Origin of the sequence: Hydrogenophaga sp. PBL-H3 (assembly GCF_010104355.1) — a bacterium.
GTDB lineage: Bacteria > Pseudomonadota > Gammaproteobacteria > Burkholderiales > Burkholderiaceae_C > Hydrogenophaga.
The window spans coordinates 158994-185254 of sequence record NZ_CP044973.1 but is presented as its reverse complement, the minus strand read 5'-3'; the positions used below and the strand labels follow the sequence as shown (position 1 = coordinate 185254).

The 26261-nt window shown below is 62.7% G+C and carries 30 protein-coding genes, 3 pseudogenes and 1 riboswitch; of the genes and pseudogenes, 5 read left to right on the top strand and 28 right to left on the bottom strand.

Features of this window, described 5'->3' with window-relative positions; translation table 11 throughout:
- Positions 1-220 precede the first annotated feature (220 nt).
- The 5 genes from F9Z44_RS21480 to F9Z44_RS21460 form a co-directional block, all read right to left on the bottom strand.
- Positions 221-937, bottom strand: a complete 717-nt coding sequence (locus tag F9Z44_RS21480) for a hypothetical protein (protein ID WP_159608985.1) — start codon at positions 935-937, stop codon at positions 221-223.
- Positions 934-1155 (bottom strand): hypothetical protein, encoded by a 222-nt coding sequence (locus F9Z44_RS21475; RefSeq protein ID WP_159608984.1) that lies wholly within the window; start codon positions 1153-1155, stop codon positions 934-936. Before F9Z44_RS21475 ends, F9Z44_RS21480 begins: the two co-directional genes overlap by 4 nt.
- A gap of 11 nt (positions 1156-1166) precedes the next feature.
- Complete coding sequence (locus F9Z44_RS21470) at positions 1167-1490, bottom strand: hypothetical protein (RefSeq protein ID WP_201450092.1); 324 nt, start codon at positions 1488-1490, stop codon at positions 1167-1169.
- A 533-nt stretch (positions 1491-2023) separates the two neighbouring features.
- A complete protein-coding gene (locus F9Z44_RS21465) occupies positions 2024-2938 on the bottom strand; it encodes a hypothetical protein (RefSeq protein WP_159608983.1) in 915 nt (304 codons plus the stop codon).
- A 428-nt stretch (positions 2939-3366) separates the two neighbouring features.
- Positions 3367-4341: a hypothetical protein gene (locus tag F9Z44_RS21460; RefSeq protein ID WP_159608982.1), complete on the bottom strand. Its 975-nt coding sequence runs from the start codon at positions 4339-4341 to the stop codon at positions 3367-3369.
- Positions 4342-4655: 314 nt separating this feature from the next.
- Here F9Z44_RS21460 and F9Z44_RS21455 point away from each other — a divergent pair.
- From F9Z44_RS21455 to F9Z44_RS21445, 3 genes and pseudogenes are all read left to right on the top strand, one after another.
- Positions 4656-5240, top strand: a pseudogene (locus tag F9Z44_RS21455) (arsenic resistance protein); the annotation flags it as partial.
- A 332-nt stretch (positions 5241-5572) separates the two neighbouring features.
- Positions 5573-6172, top strand: coding sequence for a PEP-CTERM sorting domain-containing protein (locus tag F9Z44_RS21450; RefSeq protein ID WP_216621502.1), 600 nt, complete (start codon positions 5573-5575; stop codon positions 6170-6172).
- 163 nt (positions 6173-6335) lie between these two features.
- Positions 6336-6668 (top strand): hypothetical protein, encoded by a 333-nt coding sequence (locus tag F9Z44_RS21445; protein WP_159608981.1) that lies wholly within the window; start codon positions 6336-6338, stop codon positions 6666-6668.
- A 334-nt stretch (positions 6669-7002) separates the two neighbouring features.
- Here the strand turns inward: F9Z44_RS21445 and F9Z44_RS21440 are convergent, their stop codons facing one another.
- Together F9Z44_RS21440 and F9Z44_RS21435 are read right to left on the bottom strand one after the other, a co-directional pair.
- Positions 7003-8208 (bottom strand): IS91 family transposase, encoded by a 1206-nt coding sequence (locus tag F9Z44_RS21440; protein WP_159608980.1) that lies wholly within the window; start codon positions 8206-8208, stop codon positions 7003-7005.
- A gap of 10 nt (positions 8209-8218) precedes the next feature.
- Positions 8219-9094, bottom strand: coding sequence for a tyrosine-type recombinase/integrase (locus F9Z44_RS21435; RefSeq protein ID WP_159604191.1), 876 nt, complete (start codon positions 9092-9094; stop codon positions 8219-8221).
- Between the two features lie 194 nt (positions 9095-9288).
- Here F9Z44_RS21435 and F9Z44_RS21430 point away from each other — a divergent pair, with 194 nt between their 5' ends.
- Positions 9289-10416, top strand: coding sequence for an IS110 family transposase (locus F9Z44_RS21430; protein ID WP_236574420.1), 1128 nt, complete (start codon positions 9289-9291; stop codon positions 10414-10416).
- A gap of 673 nt (positions 10417-11089) precedes the next feature.
- Here the strand turns inward: F9Z44_RS21430 and dmeF are convergent.
- The 6 genes from dmeF to F9Z44_RS21405 all read right to left on the bottom strand — a co-directional run bounded on the left by dmeF (position 11090) and on the right by F9Z44_RS21405 (position 14940).
- Positions 11090-12040 (bottom strand): CDF family Co(II)/Ni(II) efflux transporter DmeF, encoded by a 951-nt coding sequence (dmeF, locus tag F9Z44_RS21425; RefSeq protein WP_159608966.1) that lies wholly within the window; start codon positions 12038-12040, stop codon positions 11090-11092.
- A 10-nt stretch (positions 12041-12050) separates the two neighbouring features.
- On the bottom strand, positions 12051-12623 hold the full coding sequence (locus F9Z44_RS21420) for a TMEM165/GDT1 family protein (protein ID WP_159608965.1): 573 nt from the start codon (positions 12621-12623) through the stop codon (positions 12051-12053).
- Between the two features lie 2 nt (positions 12624-12625).
- A riboswitch (yybP-ykoY riboswitch) is annotated at positions 12626-12798 on the bottom strand.
- A gap of 101 nt (positions 12799-12899) precedes the next feature.
- Positions 12900-13100 carry a hypothetical protein gene (locus tag F9Z44_RS23070; RefSeq protein ID WP_216621501.1) on the bottom strand — a complete coding sequence of 67 codons (201 nt, stop codon included), beginning with the start codon at positions 13098-13100 and terminating at the stop codon, positions 12900-12902.
- Between the two features lie 90 nt (positions 13101-13190).
- A complete protein-coding gene (locus F9Z44_RS23065; RefSeq protein ID WP_216621500.1) occupies positions 13191-13649 on the bottom strand; it encodes a hypothetical protein in 459 nt (152 codons plus the stop codon).
- An 84-nt stretch (positions 13650-13733) separates the two neighbouring features.
- Positions 13734-14579 (bottom strand): FTR1 family iron permease, encoded by an 846-nt coding sequence (locus tag F9Z44_RS21410; RefSeq protein ID WP_159608964.1) that lies wholly within the window; start codon positions 14577-14579, stop codon positions 13734-13736.
- Positions 14580-14595: 16 nt separating this feature from the next.
- Positions 14596-14940, bottom strand: a complete 345-nt coding sequence (locus tag F9Z44_RS21405) for a cupredoxin domain-containing protein (RefSeq protein WP_159608979.1) — start codon at positions 14938-14940, stop codon at positions 14596-14598.
- Between the two features lie 232 nt (positions 14941-15172).
- Here F9Z44_RS21405 and F9Z44_RS23215 point away from each other — a divergent pair, with 232 nt between their 5' ends.
- Positions 15173-15307 carry a hypothetical protein gene (locus F9Z44_RS23215; protein ID WP_268894230.1) on the top strand — a complete coding sequence of 45 codons (135 nt, stop codon included), beginning with the start codon at positions 15173-15175 and terminating at the stop codon, positions 15305-15307.
- Between the two features lie 243 nt (positions 15308-15550).
- Here F9Z44_RS23215 and F9Z44_RS23290 read toward each other — a convergent pair.
- From F9Z44_RS23290 to F9Z44_RS21330, 15 genes and pseudogenes are all read right to left on the bottom strand, one after another.
- A pseudogene (locus F9Z44_RS23290) lies at positions 15551-16005 on the bottom strand (IS66 family transposase); the annotation flags it as partial.
- Between the two features lie 81 nt (positions 16006-16086).
- A complete protein-coding gene (tnpB, locus tag F9Z44_RS21395; RefSeq protein WP_159608978.1) occupies positions 16087-16401 on the bottom strand; it encodes an IS66 family insertion sequence element accessory protein TnpB in 315 nt (104 codons plus the stop codon).
- Positions 16402-16415: 14 nt separating this feature from the next.
- A complete protein-coding gene (tnpA, locus tag F9Z44_RS21390; protein WP_059401880.1) occupies positions 16416-16754 on the bottom strand; it encodes an IS66-like element accessory protein TnpA in 339 nt (112 codons plus the stop codon).
- 218 nt (positions 16755-16972) lie between these two features.
- On the bottom strand, positions 16973-17113 hold the full coding sequence (locus tag F9Z44_RS21385; protein WP_159608977.1) for a hypothetical protein: 141 nt from the start codon (positions 17111-17113) through the stop codon (positions 16973-16975).
- 400 nt (positions 17114-17513) lie between these two features.
- Entirely contained in the window at positions 17514-17702 is a 189-nt protein-coding gene (locus tag F9Z44_RS21380; protein ID WP_159608976.1) for a hypothetical protein, read from the bottom strand.
- Between the two features lie 15 nt (positions 17703-17717).
- The gene (locus F9Z44_RS21375) at positions 17718-18515 is read right to left on the bottom strand and encodes a sterol desaturase family protein (RefSeq protein ID WP_159608975.1); all 798 of its coding nucleotides are present in this window, start codon (positions 18513-18515) and stop codon (positions 17718-17720) included.
- 75 nt (positions 18516-18590) lie between these two features.
- Positions 18591-18902, bottom strand: coding sequence for a DUF6166 domain-containing protein (locus tag F9Z44_RS21370; RefSeq protein ID WP_159608974.1), 312 nt, complete (start codon positions 18900-18902; stop codon positions 18591-18593).
- 10 nt (positions 18903-18912) lie between these two features.
- On the bottom strand, positions 18913-19644 hold the full coding sequence (locus F9Z44_RS21365) for an alpha/beta hydrolase (protein ID WP_159608973.1): 732 nt from the start codon (positions 19642-19644) through the stop codon (positions 18913-18915).
- A gap of 16 nt (positions 19645-19660) precedes the next feature.
- Positions 19661-20392: an SDR family NAD(P)-dependent oxidoreductase gene (locus tag F9Z44_RS21360; protein ID WP_268894229.1), complete on the bottom strand. Its 732-nt coding sequence runs from the start codon at positions 20390-20392 to the stop codon at positions 19661-19663.
- Between the two features lie 62 nt (positions 20393-20454).
- A complete protein-coding gene (locus F9Z44_RS21355) occupies positions 20455-21162 on the bottom strand; it encodes an ABC transporter ATP-binding protein (protein WP_159608971.1) in 708 nt (235 codons plus the stop codon).
- Positions 21152-21925 carry an ABC transporter ATP-binding protein gene (locus tag F9Z44_RS21350; RefSeq protein WP_159608970.1) on the bottom strand — a complete coding sequence of 258 codons (774 nt, stop codon included), beginning with the start codon at positions 21923-21925 and terminating at the stop codon, positions 21152-21154. The genes F9Z44_RS21355 and F9Z44_RS21350 overlap by 11 nt, the downstream gene beginning before the upstream one ends.
- Positions 21918-22859: a branched-chain amino acid ABC transporter permease gene (locus F9Z44_RS21345; RefSeq protein ID WP_159608969.1), complete on the bottom strand. Its 942-nt coding sequence runs from the start codon at positions 22857-22859 to the stop codon at positions 21918-21920. The genes F9Z44_RS21350 and F9Z44_RS21345 overlap by 8 nt, the downstream gene beginning before the upstream one ends.
- Positions 22859-23716, bottom strand: a complete 858-nt coding sequence (locus F9Z44_RS21340) for a branched-chain amino acid ABC transporter permease (RefSeq protein ID WP_159608968.1) — start codon at positions 23714-23716, stop codon at positions 22859-22861. Before F9Z44_RS21340 ends, F9Z44_RS21345 begins: the two co-directional genes overlap by 1 nt.
- Positions 23713-24891 (bottom strand): ABC transporter substrate-binding protein, encoded by a 1179-nt coding sequence (locus F9Z44_RS21335; protein ID WP_159608967.1) that lies wholly within the window; start codon positions 24889-24891, stop codon positions 23713-23715. Before F9Z44_RS21335 ends, F9Z44_RS21340 begins: the two co-directional genes overlap by 4 nt.
- A gap of 247 nt (positions 24892-25138) precedes the next feature.
- Positions 25139-26258 (bottom strand): annotated as a pseudogene (locus tag F9Z44_RS21330) (IS3 family transposase); the annotation flags it as partial.
- Positions 26259-26261 lie beyond the last annotated feature (3 nt).

The following is a 26261-nucleotide window of genomic DNA, read 5'->3' as shown; positions in this document are numbered from 1 at the left end:
CGCTGATTTTGCGAACGATTTGATGCTTTCGACTTGTGCCCCCACCTGCAGGGGTTCGTCGTTTGCGCAATCCAGGTCCTGCGTGCCATCACGCAGAGCGGCTTCGTAAATCTCTGCGATGGTCAGTTCTGGTGGAGTTCTCGGTCGCCGGCGATTGTTCGCTGGGTGAAGGGAACGGGCATGCATGGTTCTGGGCCTGCGTCGTTTGGCGGGGTGGTGATCAGAGCGAGTGCAGGCGTGCCAGTGCGCGCGTGCTCGTGCTGGGCTGGTGCGCAACGAGCTGCTCGGACTGCGTGTGGAGCCGCTGCCCCATGTTCTGGAGAAGGGCCTTGCGCATCGCAGCCTCGAGGCCGGGGTGTTCGTTGAACAGGACCTGCAGCGTGGTGAAGCCGATGAACCAAACGCTTGCCTGGCTCGAACTCACCCGAATGGTGGAGCCTGCTGTGCGCGGCAGAAGCTCGCCCATGATGAATTGCTCATCGCCGATGACCGTGCCAGCCTGTCGGGTCAGCGTGGCCAAACCGGGGCGGGACTCACTGGCCTCGCCATGGGTGATCACATGCAAGCCCTCAAAGGTGGCGTTGCGGCGCTGCACCACTTGGCCCAACTCCAGATTGCTGGTGCTGCCCGCGGGCTCGATCAGGGCCCAGTGCTCGCGATTCAGGCCGGGGATGGGTGACTTTTCCGCACCCTTGCGCACCAGGTAGGCTTCACGCCACCCCGCCAGCGCTTTCTTCAGCATGGCAGAACCTGGGATGAGGGTCCACAGGCAGGCAGTGGTCACCGCCCTCAGTCCGGGCGTGTCCTCACCGCTCAGCGCGGCCAGCGACATGTAGCCGGTGGCCACCAGGATGTAGGCGGCCGGCACCACGGTGGTCATGGCCTTCGCGAACGAGTCCAGTTCCAGAAATCGGGCGAATGGGGTTGAGGGCTTCATGGAGCAGCCTTTTTGATGGACGGAGAGGCCAGCTCGGAGAGCGGCACCTTGCAAACGTGCTTCCATGCGCCGGCGGCAAAAATCTCCTGAACATCGTTGCCGTGCATCAGCACGAATGCCCCGTCATCCACGAAGCAACCGTGATAGCCGGTGAACGCTCGGTGCTCGCCTGACGTGAAGGTCAGCAAGATGGCGTGACTGCCTTCGTCCACGTGCATGAAGGTTGGAGTCATCGTTTGCTGGTCCTGATCGAGAGGGACGATGCGCCGGCGCGCGGCGCGAGATGTGGCGCTCGTAGCAGGTGGGCGAGCAGCCCGGTTCGGTAGACGCCGACGAAGCTGGTGATGGCGAAGCCGATCTGCTGCACGATCAGGCCGTGGTGCCCATTGAGAAGTGCGAAAACAATCGTCAGCCCGTTGGCAAAGAGGTAGATCAGGAAGCCCCAGGGCGAGATGCGCGTGTTCACACACAGCAGGGCTGCGCCGAGCAGACTCACCACCGTGGCGCTCCACTCGAAAACCTCACTCAACAGGGTCGTGTTGATCTCTTGCATGAAGGACAGATGGGTGGGACTTCTTGGCTTCTGGCATCCGTGCTGGATGTCGCCTTTGAATCTAAGGCCCGCCCGCCCGGGTGAGCCCTGGACATCGCACCCAAACGCATGCGTTGGAGCCCTGTTGCATGCCGTCCTTGTGCTCAATGCCCCACTGACCCGAAGCCAGTTGGTCTGCTGCTGGGGAGCGCTCAAGCCTGTGGTTCAGGGGAGATCGCGCATTCTGGTGAGGTTCTCCGGCAGTGCCATGTCTTCGCCGAGACCGCTACGCACGCGCATGCAAGCTGCGCAATCTGTAGCGTCGTCTGTCTCGCTCCAGCTGCTGAACACCCCCCGAGGGGAGCCCCCGCACAAGGCCTTGGCTGTGGCGCCCAAGTGCTTGGGCCAAAGGTGAACCACCATGCCGATGGACACGGGCGGTGCATCGCCGCGCGGAGCGCTGCTCATGCGGGCTGAGACGAGTTGCTGATGCACTTCGCCTTGCTCGGTGGACGTCTCATCCCCCCGGTCAAGGATTGCAAAGCGGTCTGTGCTCATCCAGCGGCGGAGGGGTTGATTTCGGCTAGCTTGGTGCGGGCCACGCGCGCCAGGTGAGTGAGGTCCACACCATGGCGGCGGAAGTAGGCCAGCGCCCATGCGCGCACGCCGGATTCTTTGGCCAGACGCGTGACCAGCGTTTTTTCGCGAGCCACGAGCCTTGCGATGACCTCTGTCTCGTGCAAGTCGAGTATCTGCAGCGCCATCTCCATGAAGGGGTCGCTGGCCATCGGACGAAGGTCTGCGTAGGTGAGCGTGCGGACCAACTGCCCGCTGGCTGGGCCGCTGCCTGTGTGGTCTGCGCCCTTGCGCGCGGCTTCGAAGAAGCATTCCAGCCGGGCGGGGTCACAGGGCACATGCGCTTGAGTGCTGAGCATCCAGCTCAACTTGAGCGCGATCTGCGCGGCTTGCAACGTGCCCAGCGGCTGGCCGTCGACGGTGCAGGAGCTCAAGCCCCCTTCGTTGAGACTGCACACCACCGTGGTGGCCAATCCCTGCCCGTTGTGGTGTGGCACGACGAACGCGAGGTGCACAGCGGCGGCCGTGTCGACAAATGGGTTGGCCGGGCCACAGTAGTTGGCGCGCATCTCGACAACCTGCCGCAGTGAGCTGGACATGAGGTCGTGCAGCCCCTCGGTCCAGTCCATCGCCCGCGTCAGATCAACCTGGTGGATCTCGAACTCTTTGACCCAGGTGGGCACCAGCAGAAAACCCATCACTGGCGCTGGTCGCTCAGTCGTGCGCCGGCCGGGCACTTGGGCATGTAGTTGCGCCAGTCGGCTGAGCAGGTTGCCGTAGATGATCATCTCACGGCGAAGTGAGTGTGGACCGGGGGTGCCGGTGTCAGGTTCGGTGGCGTGGCGCGGGCGCAGGTGCTGGGTGGCCTGCAGGCAGTAGCCCTGAATTGCCATTGGGAAAAGGCTGCTGCCTGGGGCATTCCAACGCGCATTTGGCTCGACATGTGCGCGGCGCGAGAGGCTTTGTTCAATGAACTCAGAAGCTGTCGCGAAAACCGGTGAAGCGTAGCCACCGCTTTCGATCCGCGCTGCGCGCGTGCGCTTGTCAATCTGACCCGTGAGTTCATCGGCCGGTACGTTCGGTTGCGACTGCAGGTTCTTGCCGTGAGGAGATGTCATGCCACTGTGCCTTCAAATGGAAACCTGCAGGCGGCATGCCTTTTGGGAGGCGTGACCTTCTGCACGAAAGCATTCAAAGATAGGTCCCACAAAGCCCCAGCGGTGCGAGCCAAATGACCGAAAACCATGCGTTGGTTTGAGTTACTCACTCCGAGGCATCTGTTCTGTTCGTATTTCTCCGGTCAACGATCACCAAGACTGGGTCAGCGCCAGAAGAATTCGATGCTCCCGGGGCTGCGTGTCTGTCGCTCCATCCACACCTGCAGGCCCGGGTCGCTGGGCGGCTGCGACTGCGTGCCAACCCGTGAGCACATGACGCCGGTGTAGACCACCATCTGGGTTTCGAACAGCCCGACCATGGCCTTGTGCACGTCTGGGTCGGTGTTGGAGCGCTGCAGCGTGAGAGAGTCGTACTGGGCGCTGAGCATGGTGCACAACTCGCTCATTGGGTCTGTGTGTTCCCTTTCCATCGGGCTCAGCGTGTTTCTGCCTGAGGTTTCGATAATCTCGAACTTGGTGGGAGAGGTTCGCGCAATCGCGGTGGCATACACAGCCTGGAGATGAACTTCGGTGCGAACGTCAACGACGCATTGGTGGCCACGGGCATAGCACAGGTGGGCGAACGCCGCCGCAGCTTGCGCCGCCTTGGTCCCGGGAAACTGCTGCTGCCACAGGCCGTTGCTGTGGATCGTTGTCAGCCACTCACCACGGTCATTGCACGAGATCACCACATGCAGGTTGAGCTCGGCGGCCGATCCTTGCAGCACTGGGAGGGCAATGTGCACATCGCGGTAGCCCTTCGCTTCGATCAGGGGCAGTGTTTGCTGCAGCGCGATCTCATGCTCCAGCAGGCGGACGATGTCAAACCGCTTGAGCACCTCATCCATGTTGATGATCTTCACGCAGTAGTCCCCCAGCCAGTAGGGGGTGATCATCACGGCCGTGAATTCGGGCTTGAGCAGGGTTTTGGGATCGAGCGAGCCATCGGTGTGGATGGCGCCTTCCAGGCACTGCTGAATGAAGTTAAGCCGCATGGTGCGCCGGCGGCGTGAGAGGGCAATGCCCAGGGGACTGTAGAGCGCGCTGGCGTGCTTGAGCCCCTTGGCCTTGAAGTGGCTCACGCCGCAGGCCGTTGGCAATATGTGCAGTTCGGACTCGCTGTTCGTGCAGGACCGCATCACGGTGATCAAGGCCTGCGCAATCTCGCTTTCATCTTTTGTGCGGTGTGAGTTGCGTATTTCGGTCGCTGCTGGACACTCAGTTCGGCTACTTGTGGACAGCGGGAGCGTTAGGACCTGGACAGCCGGATCGGCTCTCTTGGACACGCGCAATTTGATGCAGCTAGGCGTCGATCCTGCGGCTCCCAGTTGCGATGTAGGTTGGCCAGGCGGGTGCGAGGCCGGCTAGACTTCTGCAATCGGCCATCAGGAGTCGTTCGGGTCGGGCGGCTCTGTACAGCCGCGGCCGCCGCAACAGCGCGGCCAGCTGCTGCATGCTGCATGAACCCCAGCGAGCTCATAACCAGGTGCGTCGTCCCTTCGCGCTAGGGCGTCTTGAGCTTGAGCTCCACCTGACCGGCGGCGTTGAGCTGCACCCGTCGTCGGAGAGCGCCGGCCGCGTGAGACCCGTACAGGCGCTCGGGCAGATGGAGATCGCGCAGGTCAACCTGCTGATCTGAGTGGTGATCATCCCGGTGCTGATAAAGGTGGACTTCGGCGACCTTCATGGGGTGCGCCGCCACTGGCGCGGCATCGGGGTCAAGCTGTTCGTCAACTGGGCCGTCAAGCCCATCTCGATGGCGCTGCTGGGCTGGCTCTTCGTGCGCCACCTGCTGGCGCACCAACTCGACAGCCGTGTCGCCGGCCTGATCCTGCTGGCCGCCGCGCACTGCACGGCGATGGTCTTCCTCTGGAGCCGGCCGACGAACGCGGATCCACTCTTCACGCCCAGCCAGGTGGCGCTGAACGACACGATCATGGTGCTCGCCTTCGCGCCGATCGTCGAGCTGCTGCTCGGCCTGTCGTCGGGCGCCGTGGTCGGCGTGCAGATCGAGGTGCCGGTGATGCTGCTGGTGGTGCGCGTGGTCAACCGCTTCCGGGGCTGGTACTAGGCCGGGGCCATGGCAACGGCCGTGAAGCGACGTTCGGTCCGCGGCGTCTGAACCGGCCGCGTCGGGACAACGGGTCCCGACGCGGCCCGGCGATGTAAATAAATGTGTCGACTTTTCTTACAGATCGTCAGTCACGCCGAAGAAATCCCTGTTAAGTCATTGTTATTGTTGATGTTATTTGGATCGGCACAAATTGTGCTTTGTTGATCCAAGGTGACCGTGCACGGGCCGCAAGTGTGGCAGTGTCGCTCGCCCGGTATCGGCTTCAGATTCAATTCATTACCGGAAAGGTTCACTCCGTGTCGAAGACATTATTGAAGATTGGCTTGTCCTGCGCGCTGGCACTGGGCGGTGCCGCCCAGGCCGATGTCGTGTACCAGATCCAGAACGGCAAGTTGCAAAGTGCTACCGGCTTGATCATCAACAGCGAACAGTACCGCGTGACGTTCGGAAACTCATGCGCGTCGATGTTTGCCGGCTGCGATCAAAGCCTGTTCGACTTCACGACGTCGGCCGACGCGATGGTCGCGATGAATGCCGTGTTCGCCCAGGTGCTCGTCGACAATGTGGTGGTGGACGGCACCACCTACAACTTCGACACCCGGCCCGAACTGGTCAACAGCTGCGACCGGGGCGGCTTTTGCGAGATGTGGATCCCCTATCTGGATGCGGGCAATGGCAACGCCACATCGGCCTGGTTCGTGAATACGTCCAGCATCGACTATCTGGGGAGCGCAAATTACACGGTCTTCAAGGCGTACGGCGACTCCCAAGACTACATGGCGTTCATGGACTTCGAGAAGGTTGTCGTCAACGGCGTGCCCGAACCGGGATCGCTTGCGCTGTTGGGCATCGCCCTGGCGGGGCTGGGTCTCGCTCGGAAGCGCGCCGCGGGCTGATCTGCGGGCGGCGCTTTCGAGCCTGATGGGGGCCCAAACGAGCGGGCCCGTGCATCACGGTCCACCCGGAAGGCGGGGCGCAGGTTGCGGCCAGAGTATGGCTGAAGTACCGTCCATTCCCGTGCCACCGGGTGTCCGGACTGATCTCGAGCGTCGCGACCTGATGCACAACGCCCCCTGCATGGCCGGCGCCTGGGCCGCCGCCGGCACGCTGCCGGCCGTGGCTGGCACGCCGCGCAGCTTCGCGCCCTCGCTGCTGATGGACGACCGCGGCGACCCGCTCCAGGCGGAGACGCTGCAGCCCGGCGAGGCCTGGCTGTTCAACTACCCCGTTCGACGCCTCGCCGGCCGGGATCGCGCCGCAGGGCAGCATCGTCGCGTTCTCGGCGATCTGCAGTTACTAACCAGTGTACCCGACGGAGATGAGCAGCTTCATCGGGCTGCGCAAGGGCGTGGGCATCCGACAGTTGTCACTCCAGGGGCTGCTTACGTTTAGGTTTGTTCGACACCTGCCCGCGAGCCTCACACACCACGATGCGCCAGGATGAAGGGCGGGTGTTGAACAAGCCTCGAGGGAGGAAACCGCGGCGAACGCGACGGTGCCCGCTCACGCTATGGCGATTGCATGCGTGCGGTGGCGCGGTGATGGTGCTTTTGGATGGCGCGCTGCCTCCCAACGACCGGGCTCATACGGGCAAGGAGGCGCAACGTCGTCATCGACGAGGCCTTTTGCGAGCGCGGACGTGAGCGTGTGGAGCGCCGAACACGAGCTGACCGTGCCGACGTTTGAAGCGTCAACAAACATGAGTTGCCGAGGCAGCGAGGAACGTTCATGGCGGCGCCTGAAGAGGTGGCGCACGGATCGTCTCGCCGCGCGTGAAGGTCAGCACGATGGTCATCGCGTGGCCGCAGTGCGGGCAGACGAAGGTGGGGCGCACGGTGTCCTGCGGATCGTCGCAGGGTGGCGGAACCTGTGGATCCTGCAGAGGCACTTGCAGCAGCGGGCGTGCGAGGGCCAGGCAGGCTGCTCGGTTGCAGTTGGCCAGCAGCCCGTAGTGGCGGATGCGGTGGAAGCCACCAGGCAGCACGTGCAACAGAAAGCGGCGCATGAACTCGCCGGTATCGAGCGTCATCGTCTTGTGGCGTGTCTTGCCTTGGACTCGGCCCTTGTCACGGTAGTCCTTCCACCGGAAGGTCACGCCGCGCTCATCAAGTGCCACGAGTCGGCTGTTGGAGATGGCCACCCGGTGCGTGTAGCGCGACAGGTACGCCAGCACCGCCTGGGGTCCGGCGAACGGGCGCTTGGCGTAGACCACCCACTCGCATTGGCGCAGCGGTGCCAGCCAGCGGGCGAACGCGGCAGCGTCCGCCAGCGTTGCGTGTTCACCAAAGAACTGCAGCCGGGCATCCCGGTGTGCCTGTTGCAGCGCTTCGAGGAAACGCCGGCGGAACAACCGGGAGAGCACGCGCACCGGCAGGAAGAACCCGCGCCGGCAGGCGATCCAGTGTTCGCCGTCGCTCGCCAAGCCGCCACCGGGGACGATGCCGTGCACGTGCGGGTGGTGTGTGAGCGCCGAGCCCCAGGTGTGCAGCACCAGCGTCACACCCAGTCGAGCGCCCAGGTGCTTCGGATCACCTCCGATGGTCAAAAGAGTCTCAGCGGCGATGTCGAACAGCAAGCCATAGACCACCGCCTTGTTGCAGTACGCGATCTCGGCGATGGGTGCTGGCAACGTGAAGACCACGTGGAAGTACTCCACCGGCAACAGGTCGGCGTTGCGCGCCTGCAGCCAACGCCGGGCCGCGCTGGCCTGGCACTTGGGGCAGTGCCGGTTGCGGCAGGAGTTGTAGGCGATCTGGTCGGTGCCACACCCCTCGCAGCGCAAGACATGCCCACCCAATGCCGCGCTGCGGCACTGCTCGATGGCCGACATGACCTTGAGTTGGGCCAGGCTCAGGTGGCCACGCTGAGCCTGACGCCAGGCGGGTCCATGAATGCGGAAGATGTCGGCGACTTCCAGGGCTGCGCGCCCCACGACCGCAGGCTTACGACGAAGGCAGCGTCTCCAGTGGGCTGATCACCGCGCGCAGCACTTCGGTGGCCACGTGCGTGTACAGCGCGGTGGTCTCCAGTCGCTTGTGGCCCAGCAGCACCTGGATCACGCGGATATCGACCTTCTGCTCCAGCAGGTGCGTTGCAAAGCTGTGGCGCAGCGTGTGCATCGACACGCGCTTGTCGATCTGGGCGGCGTCGGCGGCCAGGTGAATCGCGCGGTTGAGCTGCCGGGTGGACAGCGAGTCCAAGGGGTTGAGCCCCGGAAACAGCCAGCCATTGGGCAGGATCTTGCCTTGCGCGTGACCCACCCGCCACCATGCCCGCAGCCGCTCGAGCAGCACGGGCGAGAGCAAGGCATAGCGGTCCTTGCGGCCTTTGCCTTGCTCCACACGCAGCGTCATGCGCTCACTGTCGATATCGGTGACCTTCAACGCGCAGACTTCGCTGGCGCGCAGCCCGGCCCCATAGGCCACGGACAGCGCCGCCTGGTACTTGGGGTTCGGTGCAGCTGCGATCAGACGGGCGACCTCGTCGCAGCTCAGCACCACAGGCAGCGGGCGTGGCTGGTGCACAGGTTGCACCTTGACCAGCAGCTCGGCGTGGCCCAGCGTCACATCGAAGAAGAACTTCAGGCCACTGAGCGTGGAGTTGATGGTCGGCGGTGCCGTGCCGGTCTCGACCATGTGCAGCTGGAAGGCCCGAAGGTCCTCGGCGGTGGCGGTGTCCGGCGATCGCTTGAGATAGGCGGCGAGCCTGCGAACGGCGCGGATGTAGTGGATCTGGGTCTTGCCGTTGAACTTGCGCATCCGCATGTCGTCGATCATGCGCTGGCGCAACGGGGAGACGGAGGGCGTCAATGAGTTCATGGTTCAACTCCTGTCGAAGAGCGAGGCGGATTGCCTCACCCGTCAACATGGCAGAACCAGCGCCGGAACGAATAACCACGATGCTGCCGGAGCGATTACCGCGAATACGAAGGGACTTCCCACCTTCCAGCAGTGGTGTCGAAGCACCATGATTGCGTTGCGACTCTCAAACTGAAACCGCAAAGGAGAACCCCATGAACGAGATTACAGGAGTACGGATTACGCGGGTCGGTGTTGACCTTGCCAAGCAAGTGATTCAAGTCCACGCGGTGGATGCATCGGGCCAGCGAGTGGCAGCGCGGGCGATCAAGCGCGAGCAGTTCTTCGCCTGGTGCACGCAATTGCCCACGGGCTGCGTAGTGGCAATGGAGGCATGCTCGAGCGCGCACTACTGGGCTCGCAAGCTGCGCGCGCAGGGGTTGGAGCCGCGGCTTATCGCGGCCCACTTCGTCACCCCCTACCGCATGGAAGGAAAAGGCGGTAAGAACGACGCCACCGACGCTGCGGCGATCTGCGAGGCGGCCTCGCGACCGAGCATGCGCTTCGTGCCGATCAAGACGTGCGAGCAGCAGGGCGTGATGAGCCTGCACCGGGTACGCGAAGGTCTGAAGGAAGAGCGCACTGCCTGCATCAACCAGATCCGCGGTGTCCTGACCGAGTTCGGTCTGGTGTTCGGAAAAAGCCCCAAGGTCTTGCGCGCCGTACTGACCGACATCATCGAAGACGCGAGCAACGAGCTCAGCACGATGGCGCGCCTGGTGCTACAGCGCGCGTTCGAGCACTGGCGCGAGCTGGACGAGCACATGCGCTGGTGCGACCGACAGGTCGGGCTGCACGTGCGTTCCAGCCCGGCAGCCAAGCGCGCGGCCAAGGTCATCGGAATCGGCGAACTCGGCGCGTCAGCGCTGACGGCCGGCGTGGGTGACTTCACCCAGTTCAAGAGTGGCCATCAGTTCGGCGCTTGGCTGGGCGTGGTGCCACGCCAGGCTTCCAGCGGCGGCACGATCCGCCTTGGGCGCATCACGAAGCGCGGCGACGACTACCTACGCACGCTCCTGATCCAGGGTGCCAAGGCCGCAGTCATGAGCGCCGACAAACGCGACGACCCGATCTCGCGATGGTTGGCTCAGCTGACGGTGCGCGTGGGCTGGCAAAAGGCCTGCGTGGCCATGGCCAACAAGAACGCGCGCATCCTGTGGGCGGTCATGACCCGCGAAGAAGGCTTCAATTCCGAGCACATCAGCATCAAGCCACACGCCAAGCAGCAGGAAGGGAAAGCGGTCGTAGACCCCGCATCGATCTGCGCCGCCGGCGTGGCCTGAAAAATGTAGGTCACGACAACCGATCAACTCCGCAACAAGTCCAACACGGTTACTTCTTCCAGCCAAGACGTGCAATCGAAGATGCATTTGACAGGTCAGACCGGCAGCTGGCGAACTCGGTAAACCGTGCGGGGCGGCAATCGCGCCCAACCCCGTACCGCGAATGGAGTCCGGCTGAGCGGTTCGTATCTGGGCCCGCGCCGCGATGCGCACCAAGGCCGTTTGTAGATGTGCAGTCTGTTCTCTGTCGCTCCGCACCTTCACTTGCCGCGCGGCCTCGGACGAGTAGTCAAACAACAGCCAATGCAGAACAGCCGTTGATCAGGAAGTCAGCCAACAAGCTGATTGACTATGGAGGAAGTCCTTGTAGAAAGCGGTTTAGTCCATCGCTGCACTACCGACGTACAACGGTGCTCGACGAAGGGCAGCAACGGGCCCATAGAAGCCGTCGGCGCTTTTCTCTGTGAGCGACAGGTCTACCCTCGAACTTGACCTTCGCTGACCCCGATGAGCAGATTGCAGACCGGCGACAGGAGGGATCATGTGCTCCTGCGGCACGACGACCGCAGAATATTCGCGGCGGGGCAACTGCTTCGGCAGGTCGCGAACCGCTCGGCGGACCGAAGGCCAAGACATCGTAGAAAGGCCCGTCGCCACTTGCCTGCCGCCGCAACTAACTGCGATGGCACATCTGAACCTCGATGGTCGAGTGCACGATCTCCTCGTGAATCGACAGCCACTCCCGCACCTGGTTCGGCACCAGTCGCTCGTCGTGGGTCACGAGACTGAGAGCGCACGAGTAGGTCGCCCTGCCCACTCGCCAGACATGCAGGTCGGCGACGAGGGTTTCACTCTCGGCGCCGCGCTCGGCAATGACCGCCCGGATCTCGTCGACCACCGGATGGTCCATCTCCCGGTCCAGCAGCACCTTGCTGGTTTCAACGATGAGCCCCTTGGCCCACAGCGCGACGACCAAAGCGCCAACGATGCCCATGACCGGATCAAGCCATGACCAACCCAGCCACCAACCGCCGGCGAGTGCCGCGATCGCCGCCACGGAAGTCGCCGCGTCGGCGATGACGTGGACGTAGGCTGACTTGAGGTTCAGGTCGTGGTGGTGACTCGTTTCGTGCGAATGACCATGGTGATCGTGCCCGTGGTCGTGGTGATGCGCCGCGTCCAGGATGCGTGCCGAGACGAGATTGACCACCAGGCCGAGCACCGCGATGAGCATGGCCTCCTTGTAGTGGATCGGCTCGGGGGTGATCAGTCGCTCTACCGAGCCGTACACCATGAGGCCCACGACCACCAGTAGGAAGATGGCGCTCGCGAACCCGCCGAGCACCTCCATCTTCCAGGTTCCAAAGGCGAACCGGGTGTCCTTCGCGTGCTTGCGCGCCGCCGAGTACGCGAACGCACTCAGTCCGATCGCCACGGCATGGCTGCTCATGTGGAAGCCGTCGGCCAGCAGTGCCATCGAGTTGTAGAACCAACCCGCGGCGATCTCGACGACCATCATCGCAGCGGTGATCCACATCACCACGCGCGTTCCGCGTTCTCCAGCCGCGTTTCCTGAATCAAAGACGTGGTCGTGCTGCCACTTGGCAAGATCGTCAGCGTGCATGGTCAGCCCTTCAGAACAGCTTGCCGACGTTCAGGAGCGTCAGCACGCCGAGGATGGCGAAGATGACGGCCGCGATGCCGTGGACCAGTTTCATCGACACCTTCTTGGCGATCTTGTCGCCCAGGAAGACCGCCGGCACGTTGGCCAGCATCATGCCGAAGGTCGTGCCCAGCACCACCTGGACGATGTCGGTGTAGCGCGCGGCCAGGGCCACGGTGGCGATTTGCGTCTTGTCGCCCATCTCCGCCAGGAAGAAGGCGACCACCGTCGTGCCGAACACGCCGAAGCGCTGCTTGCCACCCGCTGCGTCGTCGTCGATCTTGTCGGGGATCAGCATCCAGCCCGCCATGGCCAGGAACGACACACCGATCACCCAGCGCAGGATGTTCGGACCCATGGCCTGGGCCACCCAGCCGCCCACGGCGCCGGCGGCCGCGTGGTTCACGAGGGTCGCAACCAGGATTCCAAGGATGATGGGGATGGGCTTGCGAAAGGCTGCGGCCAGAACGATGGCCAGCAGCTGTGTCTTGTCGCCCATTTCACCCAGGGCGACGACGCCGGTCGAGACGAGGAATGCTTCCATGAAAACTCCAAGGGCCAGCGAAGACGAAGACTGCACGGCATCCCCGGCCCATCCGGAGGCAGTGCAGTCAAAGGTCTTGCCAGGCTTGAAGCTGTCCGCGCCATGACCATGAGGGTCAAGTGTGTTGACGCGGACCCCTGCGAGCGCAGGGCGGCTACTCCCCAATGACGGGTGAGGGGCAAGTATATCGGGCGGTCTCAGCGCACCAGGAGCAGCGGTACCTTTCAGGCGGCGATGACGTCGCCCGCGTCTGTCGAATCGCCGCTGGTCATCGGCTCAGAACTCAAACTCCGCCTGCGCTCGCAGCGTGTGCTTCGGCGACGCATGGTTGATGCCGAACAGCACACCAGCGTTGTACTTGATCGTCTGGTGATCGCCGACTTTGACTCGGCCGAACAGGGCCGGTCCTGCGATGTGCGACTGCTCTCTCGACGGCGCCCAGTCATTCCACGGGCCCATGTTGCCGAAACCCTGCACACCGGCCTCGAGAGCTGGTGTCCAACGGTACTTCAGCTGCCACTGGTAGCCGAGCTCGGCCTTCTCCGGCTCCGCGATGCGGATGTGCTTCTAGATCAACAGATTGAGATTGGCCTGCCACAGGCCGAACTCCGACTGCAGCAGCGGGCCCCATTTGTATTCATAGCCTTCGCTGCGGTCCTTCGGTCGCTCGATCTCGAGCAGGAAGCCAACGTCGACCGGGTACTTCCCGGTCTCTGTGAGCTGGAACTTGTTCTCCCACTCCCAGGCGTCGAAGGCACTCGGCGCGCCCGGCTCGTGGTGCCACTTCGCATACAGCTCGGTGAACCACCAACTGGTGGCGCCGTAGCCGAGCCCGATCGACCAGGCGCTCTCGCGGGTGCCATCGCGCAACTTGCGCGTGCCGGCTTTGAAGTCGATCTCGCGCTCGCCCTCCTCGACGATAGGCGTGACGACATAGTCGGAAGGTCCGGCTGCCGCCGGAACGGTGTAGGCAAGGCAGGACAGGGCAAGGGCGACAAGCGCCCGTCCATATTTGACGTTATGCATCGGAAGGCCTCGGGAGTGGCAAGAAGAAGAGATGCGACGGGCGACCTCGCAGGGCGCCGGCGAGGGGGCTGGGCGGGCGCGCCGTCAGGCCGGGCCGGCGCGGCGATGCGGCGGGCTGACGCCCAGCTGGCGCATCACCATGCGCGTGCCGATGTAGATGCTGGCCAGCACGGCGACATAGAAGCCGATCTGCATCGCCGACGGCCGCGCGTCGTAGCCAACCAGTGCGTGCAGTAGCGCGCCCAGCGCCGAATCGGACGCCAGCCAGGCGGAGCTGTCCCACAGCGGCGCGGTGCCGCGCTCGACCAGCCCGGCCTGCGCGAGGGCGCGGGCCAGTTGGCTGGCGATCGACGCGGCCAGCAGCGCGATCAGCACATTGGTTGCAGCGAAGAGCTTCTGCGTCGGGATGCGCGACAAGCCGGCATAAAGGCCAACGCCGACCACGGCGCCGGCAACCAGCCCAAGCGCACAGGCCAACATCACCGAGGCGGTGCCGACCTGGCCGCCGCCAGTCAGCGAGCCGGCTACGAACAGCACCGTCTCGGCGCCCTCACGCAGCACCGCGAGGGCCACCGCGACGAACAACACCCACGGCTTGCGCTGCCCGCCCTGGACCGATGCGCCGAGCTGGCGCGCCTCCATCGCCATCTGCCGGCCGTGCGTCGAGACCCAGACGCAGTGCCACACCAGCATCGACAGCGCGACCGTCAGGATGCCGATGTTGACCAGATCCTGGCCGATGCCGTCGGCCCAGGTGCCGACCTGCTCGGCCGACAGCGCCAGCAGCAGCGCACCGGCCACGCCGGCGGCGACACCGCCGGCCAGCCAGCGGCCTCGCTGCGGCAACTGCTTCGTAGCGGCGGCGATGATGCCGACGAACAGCGCGGCCTCGAGGGTTTCGCGGAAAACGATCAGGGAGGCGGCGAACATGGCGATGGCGATTCGATCACTCGGCGACGACGACGCCCTTGGCCGTCGCCTGGTTGTATTCGCCGAAGAAGTCGTAGCGACCGGCCTTGAGCGGACCGATGAAGATCGTCGCCTTCGCGCCCGCAGGAATGACCTTTTCGCGGTTCAGCGAATGGCTCTCGAACTCCTCCGGCGTGCTGTCCTGGTTGTGCACGATCAGCTTGGCCCGCTGGCCCACGGGCACTTTCAGCTCGGCTGGCTCGAAGCGGTGGTTCTTGATGACAAGCGGCACTTCCATGTCTGCAGCCTGCGCGGCGCCGCAGGACAGGGCGAGGCTGGCGGCGAGGACGGCAATCCGGGATACGAATCCTTGGGCGAGCATGGTCTGTTCCTTCAGAGGCTTCGAGACGGCTGGGGCTGAGGGTTGATGTCGTTATGCTAATGCGAAGCGTTCGCATTTGCAATACCAATCTCTCGCTTGGCTCGCGAGGAGGCTCGCGACGACGCCACTGCTTGAGTCGACTCGACCCGGCCGCGATGGTGCTGACGGCTTCAAACCTGTTTAGCGCCGCCGCGAGGGGATGTGCACGAGCAGCGAGGCCCGAGCCCTGGCGATGGCCTTCGTGACCTTCGGGCGGTTCCAGTTCTTTATCCGCACCGACGATCCCGGCTGTATCGAGGTCCGCGTCCAGTGCTGCACCCGCGCCGAAGGCGTCTGGGCCGTTGCGGCCTACGGCAGCTGTGCTTAGAGACCGGCCGTTGGCTTGGTGATTTCGTGGCCGATCGTGTGACTGCAAATGGCCGATTCCTGAAGTCTAGCCTTGGAGCTGGGGGTCAGCTAGCCATCAAGAAAGGATCGCCGGCGGCCTACGTATCGCCAGCCTCTTCAAACAATCGGTGGGCCTCGGGGGTTCTAGACAGGGTGGCCGGTGAAGTTCGTTGGCTGAGGTGCCGAACACTATGTCAACGGTGTCGAACTTGATGTCCAAGAAGCCCGAAATACGCAGCTCCACCGTGAACACACCGGGCACGTAGTCCAGCTTCTCGGCCACGTCCTCGCCGACGCGCTTCATCTGGCAGCCGCACTGGCACAGGGTGGACTCGGGCTCGTGGCGGATCTCGCGACGCGGCAGGTTTGCTGGCAGCGGCGCGCGCTTGGGAACCTTCTTCTCTTCCAGCTTGGCTGGTGCCTGCGCTTCCTGCAGCGCATCGATCTCCGTGGCCACGGCCGCCAGGTCGGCCTCGATCTCGTCTTCAAGTAGGCTCTTCTGCTCGGGGTTGAAGCGCTCGGACTAAGCGGCAAACTTCATGCGCTTCAAGAGCGCATCTTGTGCGTGAGTTTGTCCAGCAACGCGCTCTGGTGGCGCAACTGCGTCATGAGGCGCGTGGTCAGCTCACGCAGCTCTTCTGCGCTCAGGCTCTGCAGGGATTGAGGCTCGACCACCATGGGCATCCACTGTGCCAGCACTGGCACATGCGCACCATTGGCGCATGCCCCAATTGGCAAGCGCCGGTCTGCTCTTCAGAGTCAGACCACGGTGATGACACCACCGTCGCCAAGGCGCTGCCAAGGCAGGCCCAGCACCAGCGCATCGAACTGCGCGTCGCTGAGCGAGGCGGTACTTGCTGCATCACGCGGCAAGACGAGCTTGCCGCTGTTCAGGCGCCGCGCTGCCAGCCACACACCAATGCTATCGTGCACCAGTACCTTCATGCGGTTGGCTCTTCTGCTGGCGAACAGGTAGGCGTGGTGCGGACGCGCCGCACCGAAGACCGACACCATGCGCGCCAGCGCGGTCTCGGTGCCCGATCGCATGTTCAGCGGCTCGGTGGCCAGCCACATCGCATGAATCCGGATCACTTGAGCAACTCTCGCATCCAGATGGCGCACTGCTCGGCCGACTCAAGGGGCCAATTCACTGACACGCTGGTAGCGCCACGACGCAGCTCGATGCGGATGTCCGGTGCAGGTGCGCACGGCGCTGGCTGCAGCGGCACCGGAACGAATGCGGGAGCCTGCAGTGCAGGCAGCGCGCTGCCATCCTGGCGGCGCCATTTGTGCACGACATTCGCGTTGATGCCGTGTGACAGGGCAATGCCGGCCGCCGAGGCACCTGGCTCGGCGCACTCGGCAAGGATCTGCTGCTTGAGATCGGCGCCGTACCGTCGGCGGGTCTTCTTCTTGGCTTCATTCATGGTGTCCACCTAATTGCTTGGTGGACACCATCGATGCCGCTTAGACCGATCCCTTCACGGGTGGGATGGCCGCGCGCCTACAACAAGCCCGCGCCCGCCTCTCCATCTCCTCAATGAGCGCACACATCAGCGCACCCAGCCCTGAGCGCCACTGCACAGGTCCTCGCTGTCCGTGCCCCGCTCAAGAGGAATGCATTCTTCGAAGGCGGTCTAGGTCTTCAGGGTGAAGACAGGGAGGACGCCTGGGTGTTGGCCTTGATGGCGGTGGCCTGCACGAAGATGCGGGTGTGGATAGTGAACATGTCGTTGTCGGCGGCGGTGCTCGCAGAAGGCGCGCCGCGAGCGATGGACTTAGCCATGAATGGGCTCCGGGGAATTGCGACTTACAACAACCGCCGCCACCGAGACCAATCGATGGCGGCGAGCAACGGCCAGACGGCTCATCCAGCGGACCGGCACCGCGACTGCCGGCTGCTTGAAAGTGAATAAATCAGGGTCGACCACTCGCCCGCCAGCGGCAAGAAGCGGCGACGCTGCGCAGTTTTCGCGGTGCGGCTCGTCTGGGCCATCCGCTGGTGGTCTGGCAAAGGTGAGCGAGCGCGTCACGATGCAAAACGCCCGTGCTTCCGTTCAAGGTGATGTTGGGCAAGAACGCGTCCTACGTCATGAGCGGCGACGTGCTACTCGCGACGTGGGTCCTGTTCAACGTGCCGAGGTCGGCCAAGTTGCCTTGCCATCAACCAGGTGTTCACCCGAATTTCAAGACGTCTCGTCAGGCTTCGCACCATTCACGTCGGGGAAAATCCAGATCGAAAACACCAAGAATGCGCCGAAGAAGATGGTGAGGTAGGTCGGCCAAACAAGGCCTTTCGAATGCTCGTACATTGCTGTCAAAGCAGCGATCGAAAGCATCAAGAGCGAAGCCAGAAACTTGACATAGAAGGGCATGGTCCTCTCCTTGCGTTAGTTGCGTTCGGCCGCCTGCCGATTCGGCACTGGACGTGTGCCTGCTGCATTGAACGATTTCTGCAGGCCAGGGCGAACGTGACTCTCGTCGTAGCCGTTGAACAAGTGTCCCCAGAATCCGCGATCAAGGTCGGAAGTGCCCATCATCCAATCCGGAAGTGCAGTGCCGATGCCCATATTCACACTCATCATTAGCTGATGGTCATGGTGCGCCGTGTGGTGTCGTCGAGCCGTGTTGATGAGAGGCATGTTACGGATCAGCCAGTTGTCATCAATGTGGCAGCAGAAGTGGATGAGTTCGTAGAACATGTAGCTCGCAGTGAATGCGGCCATTAGCAACCAACCGACGTTCTCCGAAATTATGATGCCCGCCGCCAAGGACGGGATGATCGACAAGAGCGTCAGGCCAAGCATCGTAAATGGCGGGAAGAATGTGACCCGCCAGTCTTTGTGGTCTGCGAATCGCATTTCCTCCTTGGTGAAGAACTGGTGGTGCATCAACGTGTGGCGGATATATAGCGCCCTCAGCACTACGTTCTTTCGCGGGCGGTGCATGACATACATGTGCAGTATGTACTCGGAGGTCTGGTAACTGACGAACCCGAAGGGCAGCGCCAGCCACTCCCACCACTGCACATTTACCGTGTTCGCACCATAGATGTACAAGGCAATGGAACCGGCGAGATAGATGATCATGACGTGCAGCCACCCGTTGTACCAGCCGGCGACTCTCTCGCGATACGTCGCGCGATACTTCCGCTGCCGTTTTCCCATGATTGTATTGACAAGTTCCATCACGTTCTCCATTGAAATAGTCCAAGTTGATTGCCTTACGGCCACGCGTCAACAGTCGCGTTGTGTGTGGCTGCGTCAGGCGCGTTGGCCCGTTCGTTCGGGCGAATTCAGTACAGCCTCGATATCGGCGCTCGAGATCGACCACTCGTTGTCGAGCCTGGCGACACAGCCTTCGACAAATCTCGGAACCAGCGCCTTGGCTCGGCTCGTGTCACCGAGGTGATCGATCAAGATGGTGTACGCGAGCTGGCGCGGGCCCGGGCCGTCGTACCCCCATTCGAACCCAGTGTCCGAAAAAATCGCTCCGCTCGTATCAGGCAGCAAGTGGGCTTGGTTCACGAGCACGATCACACCGTCGATAGTTCGATCGCCCGAGTAGGTCTTCATAATTGCTCCTTCATGATTCGACTCCAGTCGCGTGTCCTGATCGGCAGGCCTGCAGGATCTTCTGCAGCGCTCGCGACTGTGTGAGGTGGGGGTTGTGGGATGCGTCCAAGGTAAGAAACTGGCAGATGGATCTCTCTCGAGCCCGTTGAGCCGAAAGGCTGAAGGTGTCGTAGACATTGGTGCGCGTGCAATAAACGTAGGTCGTCGGAAGTGTTCGACATCGCCCGGTCAGTTTGATTGGCAACGTGAACGTCTTCATGGGTTGGGGCCCGCGGCGCTGTTGTGCGAACTGCACTGCCTCGGGTGGTGTATCTGCTGGCAATGGGGACGCGGGGATCAGCCACCCCGCACCATTCCGATCAACGTCGTCACGGAGCATGGCCACTTGAGCGGATGGCATTAGGTCTAAGACACATTCACCGTCGTCTGGCATAAAAGCGTCGACATAGACCAGGTGCCGCACCCGGTCGGGCATGCGGTCGGCGACGCCCGTGATCACCATGCCACCGTAGCTGTGGCCCACCAGCATGACGTCTTGCAGATCCTCCATGAACAGGCCTTCGCAGATGTCCTGGATGTGGTCTTCCAGCTCAATCTTTGGTGTGAGCAAGTGCCGACGTTCGCCCAGTCCTGTGAGCGTCGGTGTAAAGACTGTCTCTCCGCCGCATGTCAGCAGCGCACGGAAGTCACGCCATGCCCAAGCCGCCGACCATGCACCGTGAACGAGAACAATGCTGCTCATCGCTGCAAGCTGCCGGTCAGTAGGTATAGGCGGTGTAGCCGCCGTCAACCACCAAGTCAGCGCCGGTGAGGTACGAGGCCTCGTCTGAGCTGAGGAACAGGACAGCCTTGGCCGCCTCCTCGGCAGTTCCCTCGCGGTTGATCGGCACACGCTCGAAAAAGCGGGCCCGCATGACTGGATCGGCAGATACCACCGAGGTGCGCATCGGTGTCATGAGCCCAGGCACCACGCTGTTCACACGCACACCTTGGCGGGCGTATTCGCCTGCAGCGCAGCGTGTCATGGCAAGCACACCGGCTTTTGCAGCGTTGTAGCCCATGTGCTGACCCTCGAAGCCCTCATAGGCGGCAATCGAGGACAGTGTCACGATGGCGCCGCCTCCGGATCGGGCGATCGCAGGCGCTCCGTGTTTGATCGCTAGGAAACAACCCCGCAGATGGATAGCCATGATGCGGTCTAGGTACGCCGTGTTTTCACGATCGTGCACGAAGCCGCTGATACCGGCGCTGTTGACCAGCACATCCAGGCGTCCCAGTTTCTCCCGGAGCTCATAGATCGCTGCCGACCATTGCGCTTCCTGCGAGACGTCAAGATGAATGAACGTCGCTTTTCCGCCCTCGTCCCGGATCGCCCGACACAGTACACCGGCCTCCTCATCCAGGAGGTCTGCTACGACTACTGACGCTCCTTCAGCGGCAAACATTCGAATGCACGCCTCGCCGATCCCGCTGGCACCTCCAGTGACCATTACAACTTTGTTCCTAAATCGCACGCTCTGACTCCTTGGTTGCATGAAAGGGTTGGGGCTTTTCAGTACCCGAGGTAGTTGTGACGCACCCGAGGCTCGTCTGAAAGCTCTTGGGCAGTTCCACTCAGTACCACGCTGCCCGACTCGATGACATATGCGCGATCTGCCATTCGAAGCGCGAAGGACGCGTTCTGCTCCGCAAGCAAGATGCTCAGTCCACCGGCCGCCAGGTGGCGGATCGCGGAGGCGATTTCCTCCATCACAATCGGCGCTAGCCCCAAGCTGGGCTCGTCCATGAACAGCAGCCTTGGACGACTCATCAGACCGCGCGCAATGGCCAGCATTTGCTGCTCACCACCGGACATCGAGCCGGCCTTTTGCGCACGGCGCTCCGCCAGGCGTGGGAACAGGCCAAACACCTTGGCAAGGTCACCGTCGATCCGGCCGCGGTCAGGGCGGTGGTAGGCCCCCATAAGCAAGTTGTCCAACACGCTGAACTCGGTGAAGACCTGGCGGCCTTCCGGCACCAGCACAAGCCCTTCGCGCACTCTCTTGGGGGTGCCCAAAGCATCCATGCAACGGCCGTGGAAGGCGATCGATCCGGCGCTGGTCGCCTTCAACCCGAGGATGCAGCGCATGGTGGTAGATTTGCCCGCCGCATTGGGGCCAATGAGCGCCACCACCTCGCCCTCGCCGACCGAGAGTGACATTTGGTGCAGGACCTGCTTCTTTCCGAAATGGGCACTCAGGCCGTTCAGCTCAAGCAACATGTGCGTCTCCCAAGTAGGCTTCAATGACCGCTCGTTGCGACAGCACCTGCGATGGGGTACCCTCGGCGATCTTGGAGCCGTGGTACAGCACGATCGCCCGATCCGCCAGGGCACCGAGGAAGCCGACCCGGTGGTCAATGACGCACAGTGTCATGCCTTGACCGCGCAGGCGCCGGAGTACTTCCGAAAGGCGGTCTAGCTCATCGTGCGAGAGACCACTTCCCGGCTCATCAAGCAGAAGCATGCTTGGCGCACACATCAGTGCCATTGCGACACCGAGCATCTTCTCGCCACCATATGACAGCGAGCCCGCCAGTTGGCGCGCCTGCGCTTCCAGTCGGGTCATCTCGAGCACGGCAGCCACTCGCGCGTCAATCTTGCGTGCTGCCTCTGTTCTGAAAGCCGACGGAAAGATGGTGCGCACGCGTGCCGCACCGAGTTCCGACTTGAGCAGCAGGTGCCCGGCCACGCGTACGTTTTCGGCGACTGTGAGCTCGCGGAACAGCTGCGGGTTCTGGAAGGTCTTGACAACACCGCAGGCCGCGACCTCGTCGGTGCTGAGGCCACCGAGCGCGCGGCCCTTCCATCGAACTTCGCCCCGAGTGGCCGAGAAGACACCGGCAATCACGTTCATCAGCGTCGTCTTTCCAGAGCCGTTTGGGCCGAAGATGCCCACGATCTCGCGTTCGGCGATTCGGAATACCACATCGTCGACGGCTACAAGACCGCCAAAGCGCTTGGTCACATGATCGATTTCAAGCATGTTTGCGAAGCCTCTGCAGTGATCCGACGATGCCTTGAGGCATGAGCAGGATTGTGAGGATTAAGATGAGGCCATAGATCAACAGACGCCACTCGGCATTGAGGTCGATCAGGTGCGGCAGTGCAGTGACCACCAACGCCCCGACCACGGGGGCGGCCACCGACCCCGTGCCGCCGATCAGCGCCATCGACAAGATGGCCAGCGACTGGTTGATGTCGAGCAGGTGCGGGTCGACGAAACCCATGTAGTGCGAGTACAGACCGCCGGCGAACGAGGCCCCCATGCTGCCCAGCACGAACGACAGAAGCTTGTAGCGGAAGGCATTGAGGCCGAGGGAGGCTGCCACGTCCTCGTTGAGGCGTATGGCCTTGAACGCGTTGCCTATCCATGAGTTCACGACCAGTTGATATGCCAGCACGATAACGACGACACAAGCTAGCGAAAAGTAGTACCAACGTACAGGCCCTTCGATGACCAGCGCTCCGACTCCGGGTACCCCCACGCTGGGCTTGAGGTTGAAGTTGATTCCTAGCGAGCCATTGGTCAGGCCGTGCCAATTCATCACCACCAGGCGGATCATTTCTGCGAACGCCAGGGTCACGACCGCGAAGTAGAACTCCTTGAGCCTGAAGCGAAAGCACACGATGCCCAGGAGCAGCGAGACCACGGCCACGCAGCCCATCGCGAAGGCCGATCCCAGCCAGAAGGAGATGGACCAGTGGGCCATCGAGAGGTGGGTGGCGTACGCCCCTACACCGAAGGCCGCCGCGTGAAAGAGCGTGAGTTGGCCAGTGATTCCGTAGATAAGGTTGAAGCTGACGGCAAGGATGCCCAGGATGAACGTGAACGTGAGCACCGACAGCACGACGTTGTTCGCGGTGAGCGCTGGGACGAGCGCGACAGCGCCACACAACACAAGCAGAAGCACTCGCATCAACGCCTCCCGAACAGACCGGCCGGCCTGAAAAGCAGCACTAGTACCAGCATCAGCAAGCCATAGGCGTCGTTGAATGCAAGCGGCAGGAACACCGAACCCAGGCCTTCGGCCACACCGATTAGAATGCCGCCGAACAGCGCCCCGATCACGCTGCCGATGCCGGCCAGTAGCGCCCCTTCGACGCCCTTCAGCATGTACAGCGCGCCAATGTCGGGGGTCAGTGAGTAAAGCGTGGCGTACATCGACCCAGCGAGTCCGCACAAGGCCGCACCAAAGGCGGCCACGCCAACCTGGAGGCGACCGGTAGCGACCCCCATCAAGGCAGCGGCCTCGGGGTTTTGCGCATAGGCGTAGGCCGCGCGCCCCATCCACGTCCGCGTGAGTCCCAGGTAGGTCATGCTGACGATCAATATGAGCACCACCCCCATCAGTAGCTTCATCTTCGGCACGACTACCCCACCCACGGTGAATACGCCCGTGACGAAGGGCTGCATGTTCTGCGGGGTGGATGTCCACGTCATGTGCACGAGCGCCACGATCACTGAGACCAGACCGATCGAGACGATCAAGCCGTTGATCAGGTTGTTGCGCGTATGGCGGAACAGCAGCACATCGGCCACTAGGCCGATCAAGGCGACCACACCCATAACCAAGATCACGGCAAACGGGAAGGCCACGCCGTAGGTTTCGTTGAGGTGCCAGGTGAGGTAGGCACCGACCAACATGAATGCACCCAGCGCGAAGTTTACGACGCCCGTGATTCCGCTCGTCAACGATACCGCCAGCGCGATGATTCCGTAGAGGGAACCCACGATGATTCCGTTGATCAACTGGCCCGCGATCAATTGCATCATTTGCTGGCCGGCTTCACGAGAGTCATCTTGAGGGCACCGCCGCGCCGCATCTCTGCAATCTCATAGCTGTGGATGCCACCGCCTACGGGGTCGAATTTCTGCACCCATAGACCGTCGTAGGTCATCGACAAAAGTTCCTTCTTGATCGCAGCCACGTCGTTGATCGAGCCCGCGCGCTTCATGGCCTCGGCAAGCATGAAGACGTGGTCATAGGATGCCATATACAGAAGCGGGGCCAGGTCGTACGGGAAGTCCTTGACCTTGAAGAAGTCCTTGTAGTCCTTGATGAATTTCGCCACTTTAGAGTCGACTTTCTCGGCCTCTTCAAAGTATTTGGGCATATAGGCGATGTATTCGTCGATCGAGGCCTTGTTGCGGATGGCGGGGCCGAGCGAGCCGCGCACCAGCCAGAATTTGGTGAGCCCGAGCTGGGTAGCCTGCTGCACAATGTCGTAGAGCGCGGCGTCGGTGTAACCAGGGAAGAGGTAGTCTGGCTTCCATGCGGCGATGCGCGCCAACACAGCCGAGTAGTCCTTGGTGCTTGCCTCGAACCAATGTGTCTGAATTTCGATCCCTGCCTTGGCGAAGCTGTCCTTGTAGATGTCCACCGCGAACCGTCCGAAGGCGTCGTTCTGCATCAGGATGGCGACCTTCTTCGCGCCCTTGCTGCGAAGCATTTCGACCATGTAGGTGCCGAAACCCTCCGGGGCAGTGTCGAAGAGGACTGGGCGCAGCAGAAAGCCGTAACCGGGCTTGCCCAGCTCGGGGTGCGCAGCGGTGGCCGGCGCGAACATCAGCAGTTTGCCATCGTAGCCGCGAGCGTACTCACGCACCCCATTGAAGACGTTCGAGAGCGTCGGCCCAAAGATGTACTTCCGGTGGTCCTGCTCGAGCATCTTCTTAAGCTGAATCAGGCCCTGCTGAGGACTGCCCTGTGTGTCGGGCGAGTCTAGGTCGATCGGGTACTTCTTGCCACCGACCTCCACGCCACCGGCTTGATTGATCTGGTGAACTGCAAGCTTTGCACCCTGTGTGGCCATGAAACCCAGACTGCTAGACGGGCCGGTCTGGGCCTCGATCTGACCGATCTTGATGGCATCCTGCGCAGCAACGGGGCTTGCAAGGCCGAAGCTGAGCGCCGCTGATGCAAGGAAATTCAATAAGCTTTTTCGCATACCGTGTCCTTAATATGAGTCTGTCGAAGCAGTTTATCGCGATTGCGATACAAATTACGCACAACTAATATAGCAGTTGAATTTGCTTCACATAGTTAGGACTAACCCTCACTCCACCGCGCTGGTGGCCGCCGAGCCTTCATGAGAGGAAGACCCAAGACGGAACTGGTGCTCAACGATGCGCAGCGCGAACAACTCACGGCCTTGAGGCGCGGCCCGGCGCGCGTCAAGGTAGTTGTCGCCTGAGTCACGCAGCCTTGAGCTCAGTATGTGGAACGCAGGCAGCCATTTTGACCATCTCGTCTCGTTCCGGATTGAGGATCACCCCGTCGATGTGCGACCAGTCTCTGGTGGCGCCCGACCAGCGCGCCGGGTGGCGCTCTTGGGCCTGGAGATACAGCGTGTGCCGTGCCGCCAAGATGGCTTGATCTGCCGGGGGTGTGGCGCTGCTGCGGGCTCACATAGCGGATGCCGCTGTGGCGGTGCTCGACGTTATACCAACGCACGAACCCAGCGGCCCAGGCGCGGGCATCGTCCAGTGTCTCAAAGCCCTGCGCCTGGAACTCCTGGCGGTATTTGGCCGTGCGGAACAACGACTCTGCAAACGCGTTGTCATCGCTGACACGAGGCCGCGAGTAGGAGGGCTTGATGCCCTGCCAGTTGAGCATGGTCAACACCGTGGTGGCCTTGCTCGTGGAGCCGTTGTCGCCATGCAGCACGGGCTTCGGTGTCATCGCCGCGATGCCCTCAGCCAGCGCGGTGCGGCGCACCAGGTGCACGGCGTGGTCGGAGTCATCGCTGTCGTGCACCTCGGCACCCACGATCTTCCGGCTGTACAGGGCAAGGATCAGGTTCAGGTGGAACCAGCGGCCCATCACCCTGGCGGGCAGGTAGGTCATGTCCCAGCACCAGACCTGGCCTGAGGCGGTGGCGATGTGGGTGGTGGGCGGCTTTGTTGCCCTGGGTGCCTTGGCACGTCCTCGGCGCTTGCGCTGCCCGGCGGCCTTGAGCACGCGCGCCATGCTGGACTCGCTGCCCAGGTACACGCCCTCGTCGGCCAGCATGGGCACGATGCGCGCCGGTGGCGCGCAAGCAAAGTGCGGCTCGTTGGCAACCGTCGGCAGCGCCGAGCGTTCGGCCGCACTCAGGGCATGGCTGAGCATCGGGCGCACGGCGCTGGGTCTGTCATCGCCCGCTGGAAGGCCCGAGCGGGCCTTCCAGCGCTGCAGGGTGCGCACGTCAATGCGCGCGACTTCGCAGGCCGGCTGCAGCCGCGCTCTTGCGGCATGGGCCGTGTCGATGTCTTGGGCCAGAGCTTGGCGATCTTCGAGGCCGATCACTCGTCCTCTCTCCTGCTGAAGATCGCCGAG